This window comes from Brevundimonas sp. (assembly GCF_035627055.1).
Lineage (GTDB): Bacteria > Pseudomonadota > Alphaproteobacteria > Caulobacterales > Caulobacteraceae > Brevundimonas.
The window spans coordinates 108,813-114,872 of record NZ_DASPMM010000014.1; the positions used below are offsets into that span (position 1 = coordinate 108,813).

At 69.8% G+C, this 6,060-nt stretch carries 6 protein-coding genes and 1 pseudogene; 5 read left to right on the forward strand and 2 right to left on the reverse strand.

All coding sequences use genetic code 11. The features are described from left to right. Positions 1-24 precede the first annotated feature (24 nt). The gene (locus VEA98_RS06575; RefSeq protein WP_324812021.1) at positions 25-1,842 is read right to left on the reverse strand and encodes an ATP-binding protein; all 1,818 of its coding nucleotides are present in this window, start codon (positions 1,840-1,842) and stop codon (positions 25-27) included. Between the two features lie 104 nt (positions 1,843-1,946). Continuing rightward, on the reverse strand, positions 1,947-2,249 hold the full coding sequence (locus tag VEA98_RS06580) for a BolA family protein (protein ID WP_324812023.1): 303 nt from the start codon (positions 2,247-2,249) through the stop codon (positions 1,947-1,949). Positions 2,250-2,294: 45 nt separating this feature from the next. Here VEA98_RS06580 and VEA98_RS06585 point away from each other — a divergent pair, with 45 nt between their 5' ends. The 5 genes and pseudogenes from VEA98_RS06585 to VEA98_RS06605 form a co-directional block, all read left to right on the forward strand. Continuing rightward, the gene (locus VEA98_RS06585) at positions 2,295-2,966 is read left to right on the forward strand and encodes a J domain-containing protein (RefSeq protein WP_324812025.1); all 672 of its coding nucleotides are present in this window, start codon (positions 2,295-2,297) and stop codon (positions 2,964-2,966) included. Between the two features lie 52 nt (positions 2,967-3,018). Then, the gene (locus tag VEA98_RS06590) at positions 3,019-3,447 is read left to right on the forward strand and encodes an organic hydroperoxide resistance protein (protein WP_324812028.1); all 429 of its coding nucleotides are present in this window, start codon (positions 3,019-3,021) and stop codon (positions 3,445-3,447) included. Positions 3,448-3,456: 9 nt separating this feature from the next. Then, on the forward strand, positions 3,457-4,566 hold the full coding sequence (locus VEA98_RS06595; RefSeq protein ID WP_324812031.1) for an FAD-dependent oxidoreductase: 1,110 nt from the start codon (positions 3,457-3,459) through the stop codon (positions 4,564-4,566). A 10-nt stretch (positions 4,567-4,576) separates the two neighbouring features. Beyond that, positions 4,577-5,572 carry a cobaltochelatase subunit CobS gene (cobS, locus tag VEA98_RS06600; protein WP_324812034.1) on the forward strand — a complete coding sequence of 332 codons (996 nt, stop codon included), beginning with the start codon at positions 4,577-4,579 and terminating at the stop codon, positions 5,570-5,572. An 18-nt stretch (positions 5,573-5,590) separates the two neighbouring features. Beyond that, positions 5,591-6,060, forward strand: a pseudogene (locus tag VEA98_RS06605) (cobaltochelatase subunit CobT); the annotation flags it as partial.

The following is a 6,060-nucleotide window of genomic DNA, read 5'->3' on the forward strand; positions in this document are numbered from 1 at the left end:
TTTGAACGCTATTGCCGCCTGGCGTCAGGCCGCCCGGGCCTTCTCGCCGTCCTCGACCAGCGAGCGCAGCGCGGCCCGGCCGCCGCCGACCCGGTTCATCACCAGCGCCAGGGCGGCGAAGTCGATCGGCTTGTTCAGATAGGCGTCGGCCCCCGCGTCCAGGCCGGCCTCGTGGTCCTCGGTGCGGGCCGAGGCGGACAGGACGACGATGGGAGTCTCGGCATTGGCCCCACCGCCGGCGCGGATGCCGCGCGTGGCGGTCAGGCCGTCCATCACCGGCATGTTCACGTCCATGACGATCAGGTCGAAGCGCTGGCCATTGGCCATGTCGAGCGCGATCTGGCCGTTCTCCGCCGTCGACGAGGTGTGCCCCGCCGAGCTCATCCACGCCTCCAGGATCATCCGGTTGACCGGGTGGTCCTCGACCACCAGCACGTTCAGCGAGCGGCCGTCCTCGACCTCGGCCGCGATCGGCGCCGCGGCCTCCTCGCGCGTCCATTCCACCACCTCGGCCTCGACCGTGAAGGTGAAGATCGAGCCCTCGCCGACCGTCGACACCACCGAGATGTCGCCGCCCATGATGTTGGCCATGCGCCGCGAGATGGTCAGGCCCAGGCCGGTGCCGCCGAAACGCCTCGTCGACGAGGCGTCCACCTGGGTGAAGGGCTGGAACAGCCGGGCCAGATCCTCGGGCGAGATGCCGGCCCCGGAATCCTTGACCGAGAAGTCGAAGCGGACCTTGTCGTCGTCCAGCCGCTCGGACCGCACGGTGTAGGCGACCTCGCCGGCGTCGGTGAATTTCACGGCGTTGGACAGCAGGTTGTGGATCACCTGGCAGACGCGCAGCGGGTCGCCGCGCACCACGGCCGGCGCCTCGCCCTCGAACCGGGCCGAGAAGGTCAGGCCCTTGGCCTCGGCCTGGGCCTGGAACGGGCCGGTGACGCGTTTGTGCAGGTCCTCGACCGAGACGTCGACCATCTCGAAGGTCATCTTGCCCGCCTCGATCTTGGTCATGTCGAGGATGTCGTTGAGCAGGCTCAGCAGGTTGTCGCCCGAATTGCGGATGATCGACAGATACTCCCGCTGCGTCGGCTCCAGCCGGGTCGCGCCCAGCAACTGGGCGGCCCCGAGGACGCCGTTCATCGGCGTGCGCAGCTCGTGCGAGATCACGCCCAGGAAGCTCGACTTGGCCTCGCTGGCCGCATTGGCGCGGTCGCGGGCGGACTCCAGCTCCTCGATCAGATGCGCCTGGTGCTCCTGGAAGGCGCGGATGCGTTCCTCGCGCAGCATGGTCATCAGCACCAGCACGACCAGGCCGGCGGCGGTGAACGGCACCACGCCCATGAAGGCCCAGAACAGGTCGGTGCCCCACAGCGAGGCGGCGATGACGGCGGCGGAAACGCCGTAGGGCGACGAGATCACCACGGCCTGTTTCGGCGAACTGCGCAGCTGGGCGAACACCAGCACATAGCCGGAAACCAGCAGGGTCATGGCCAGCGGCTGGCCGAAGGGATGCCCCGAGAACCACGCCATCAGGGGCGCGGCGGCCCAGGCGGCGGTGGTGCCGGTCGCGACCGCCGGGAAGATCAGGCCCCAGCCGGCGCCGACGCGCTCGCTGATGCGCTTCTCCACCGCGCCGCGCAGGGCGCCGGCGGCGATCGTGCCGAAGAACCACAGGGCCGATCCGACCGGCCCGACGACGGCGAGCAGGCCCACGGCCCAGCTGGCGATGATCAGATAGCGCAGGTATTGCGTCTGCAGAATGGCGCGCAGCGCCTGGGCGGCCTCGCCGGAACCCGGTTCGCCATTGGCTGGCTTGGTGATTCCGTCCGATTCGACCATTGCGCGCGCCCCTCCCAAACAACCCGGGGCGAACGCTATGGGCAAGATTCTAAGACGAGGTGAACGCTGACGCTTGACGGTTTCCGGCTGAATAAGCCGCGGCGTCAGGCGGCCCCCGCCTCCGCCGGCGTCAGGGCGCGGATCGACAGGGCGTGCACCGGCCCCGCCAGTTCCTCGCGCAACAGGGCGTTCACCGCGCGCTGGCGCTGCACCCGTCCCTGCCCCTCGAAGGCGGCCGAGACGACGGTGAGGTTGAAATGGCTCTCGCCCCCGGCGCGGCCGTCGACGCCGCCCTCATGGTGGTGACCGGCGTGCCGCCCGCTGTCGTCCTCGATCTCCAGATGCGTCGGCGACAGGCCCGCCTGCAGTTTTTCGCGGATAATCGACGCAATCGGGCCTTCCGGCATGGGCTTGTCCTTGTTGGTGACCAATTCGACCCTACACTTCGGGCGATGTCATCCGCCTTTCAATACAAGCCGCGCTTCAAGGACATGCGGGTCAAGCCGCCCAAGCCCGAAGAGGAGGCGGCCGAAGCCGACGTGCTGCACCTCAAGCCGGGCGAGAAGCCGTGCCAGTGGCCCGACTGCCGCATGCCCGCGACGGCGCGCGCCCCCAAGTCGCGCGAGCGGCTGAACGACTTCTACGATTTCTGTCAGCGCCACGCCGGCGAGTACAACAAGGGCTGGAATTTCTACGCCGGCATGTCCGAGGGCGAGGTCCGCGCCGCCCAGGAGGACGAGGCCATGACCGGCGGCCGTCCGACCTGGGAGATGAAGGCCGGCAAATTCACCCGCGAGGCCGCCGCCTTCGCCTCGAAATTCGGCACGTCCAACACCACGGGCGCGGGCAGCTGGCGCGACAGCTTCGGCCTGTTCGGCCGGCGCACGAAGGAGCAGGCCGGGCCCGGCGGCGAGGACGACCTGCGCATCGGCAAGCTGGAGCGCGCGGCCCTGGCCGACCTCGGCCTCGACGCCCGTACCGACAAGAAGGCCATCAAGGCCCGCTACCACGAGCTGCTGAAACGTTTCCACCCCGACCTGAACAAGGGCGACCGCGGGGCCGAGGCCAAGCTCCAGAACGTCATCAAGGCCTACAAGACGCTGAAGAAGGCGGGGCTGGCCTAGCGTCCGCGACGGCGGCGCCTAGGTAAGTGGCTCCCATCCAAGGAGCCTCGCCATGGAAGTCCTCTACCGCGCCCACGCTGTCGCCAGCGGCGGCGGCCGCGACGAAGGCCGCTCGGCCACCGACGACGGCAAGATCGACGTCCGCCTCTCGGTCCCCACCGAGATGGGCGGCAAGGGCGGAGACGGGACCAATCCCGAACAGCTGTTCGCCACCGGCTACGCCGCCTGCTACCTCGGCGCCCTGCGACTGGTCGCCGGCAAGGCCGGGACGCCGGTCGGCCCCGACACGAAAGTCGGCGCCGGCATCGGCTTCGGCAACAACACCCGCGGCGAGGGCTTCAACCTCGACGTCGAGTTGACCGTCACCGACCACGGCCTTGACCGGGCGGTCATCGACGACCTGATCCAGAAGGCCCACCAGGTCTGCCCCTACTCCAACGCCACGCGCGGCAATGTGGACGTCAGGCTGACGGCGGCCTAGCGTGGCCGTATGCGCGCCTCGCCGCAGGTCCTGATCGTCGGCGCCGGTCCCGCGGGACTGGCCGCGGCCCTGTTCCTCAGCCGGCGGGGCGTGCCGGTCCGCGTCATCGACGCCGCAACCGAGCCGACCCGCACCTCCAAGGCGCTGGGCGTCAATCCGCGCACCCTGCATCTGCTGGAGGATACCGGCGTCACCGCCCGCATCCTCGCCGAGGCGCAGGAGATGCGGACCCTGTTCCTGCACCACAACGGCGAGCCGCTGACCACCTTCCGGCCGGACTGGAAAGCCCTGGGCGCCGACCACCCCATGGTCATCCTGCCCCAGGCCCGCACCGAGGCCCTGCTGACCGAGGCCCTCGCCGGGTTCGACGTCGCGCCGGAGCGCGGCAAGGCCCTGACCGCGGTGTCGCAGACCGCCGACGCGGTGACGGCGACCCTGGCGGACGGCGAGACGGTCGCCACCCCGCTCCTCTTCGCCGGCGACGGCGCCCATTCCACCGTGCGCAAGGCGCTGGATCTCGACTTCCCCGGCGACGGTTGGGACGAGCCGTGGACCCTGATGGACGCGGACATCGACGGCCTGCAGCCGGATCAGGGCTGGATCGACCTGCACGACGAGGGGGCGCTGATCGTCCTGCCCTTCTCGGGCCGGACCTTCCGCCTGATCGGATTCGGCCGGCCGCTGCTCGACAGCCTGCCGCCGGACTGGACGGTCGGGACCATCCATTGGCGGAGCGATTTCCACATCTCCCACCGCACGGTCGAGCGCATGACGGTCGGCCGCATCTGCCTCGCCGGCGACGCGGCCCACATCCATTCGCCGATGGGCGCGCGGGGCATGAACCTCGGCATCGAGGACGCCTTCGTCTACGCCGCCTGCGCCGCCGATTTCCTGGGCGGCGAGCCCGGCCGGCTCGAGGACTACAACCGCCTCCGCCACCCCGTCGACGCGGCGGTCGTGGATCGCGTGCGCCGCCTGACCGGCATGGTCCGCAACACCTCGCCGCTGGCCGACTGGCTCAAGGGCGTCGTCCCGCCCCTGCTCACGCATCTGCCCTTCGCGCTCAATGCGGGCCTTCGCGTCGGCATGGGCCTCGACCACCCGGTGAGGGTGCGGTAATCGCTCCCGCATGACCTCCCCGCTCGACGCCACCCCCGACGCCCTCCTGACCATGGAGCCGCACCGCCGCGCCACCGTGCGCGAGGTGTTCGGCATCGACTCCGACATGACCGTGCCGCTGTTCGACGAGCGCGACAGCCATGTGCCGGACATCGACGACGCCTACCGCTTCGACCCGCAGACGACCCTGGCCATCTGCGCCGGCTTCAGCTTCGACCGCCGCGTCATGGTCCAGGGCTATCACGGCACCGGCAAGTCGACCCACATCGAGCAGGTCGCCGCCCGGCTGAACTGGCCGATGGTGCGCGTGAACCTCGACGCCCACGTCAGCCGCATCGATCTTGTCGGCAAGGACGCCATTGTCCTCAAGGACGGCAAACAGGTCACCGAGTTCCGCGAGGGCATGCTGCCCTGGGCCATCCAGCGCCCGATCGCCCTCGTCTTCGACGAATACGACGCCGGCCGCCCGGACGTGATGTTCGTCATCCAGCGCGTGCTCGAGGCCCAGGGCCGACTGACCCTGCTGGACCAGAACCGCGTCATCCGGCCGAACAAATTCTTCCGCCTGTTCGCCACCACCAACACCATCGGCCTCGGCGACACGTCTGGCCTCTATCACGGCACCCAGCAGATCAATCAGGGCCAGATGGACCGCTGGAACATCGTCGCCACGCTGAATTATCTCGAGCATGACGCCGAGGTCGAGATCGTGCTGGCCAAGATGCCGCAGTTCAACAACGCCGAGGGGCGCGAGACCATCAGCTCGATGGTGGCGCTGGCCGACCTGACCCGCACCGGCTTCATCGCCGGCGACATCTCGACGGTGATGAGCCCGCGCACGGTGCTGACCTGGGCCGAGAACGCCCGCATCTTCAACGACGTCGGCTTCGCCTTCCGCGTCACCTTCCTGAACAAGTGTGACGAGACCGAGCGTCCGGTCATCGCCGAGTATTATCAGCGCTGCTTCGGCAAGGATCTGGCCCTGAAGGGCCCGGTTCTGAGCTGAGCCCGGATTTGAGCTGAGATGGAGCGCGCGCGCACCTCGGCCGTCGGGGCCGGCCACGACGACGGGCCGGTCGACGTCTTCAAGCGTTCGCTCGCCGCGGCGGTGCGCGCGGTCGCCGAAAAGACCGACCTCGCGGTCGGCTATGCCGCCGGCCAGCCCGGCTACAAGGGCAAGGAGGTGCGCCTGCCCTTGCCGCCGCGGCACATGGACAGTGACGAGGTGACGCGCCTGCGCGGCAGCGCCGACGCGGTGGCGCTGCGCCTGCGCTTCCATGACGACGCCGTCCACGCGCGCCGCCAGCCCGCCGGCAAGGACGCCCGCGACGCCTACAACGCGGTCGAGCAGGCCCGCGTCGAGGCGCTGGGCTCGCGCCTGATGCCCGGTGTCGCCGCCAACATCGCCGGCTGGATCGACCTGCGCTGCAAGGGCGAAGGCTTCGACCGGGCCACCAGCCGCGAGCAGGTACCCCTGTCCGAGGCCCTGCGCAT

Excerpts from the sequence above, each read along its gene's own strand:
- VEA98_RS06575 (WP_324812021.1), bottom strand. The coding sequence starts at position 1,842 with ATGGTCGAATCGGACGGAATCACCAAGCCAGCCAATGGCGAACCGGGT.
- VEA98_RS06580 (WP_324812023.1), bottom strand. The coding sequence starts at position 2,249 with ATGCCGGAAGGCCCGATTGCGTCGATTATCCGCGAAAAACTGCAGGCG.
- VEA98_RS06585 (WP_324812025.1), top strand. The coding sequence starts at position 2,295 with ATGTCATCCGCCTTTCAATACAAGCCGCGCTTCAAGGACATGCGGGTC.
- VEA98_RS06590 (WP_324812028.1), top strand. The coding sequence starts at position 3,019 with ATGGAAGTCCTCTACCGCGCCCACGCTGTCGCCAGCGGCGGCGGCCGC.
- VEA98_RS06595 (WP_324812031.1), top strand. The coding sequence starts at position 3,457 with ATGCGCGCCTCGCCGCAGGTCCTGATCGTCGGCGCCGGTCCCGCGGGA.
- cobS (WP_324812034.1), top strand. The coding sequence starts at position 4,577 with ATGACCTCCCCGCTCGACGCCACCCCCGACGCCCTCCTGACCATGGAG.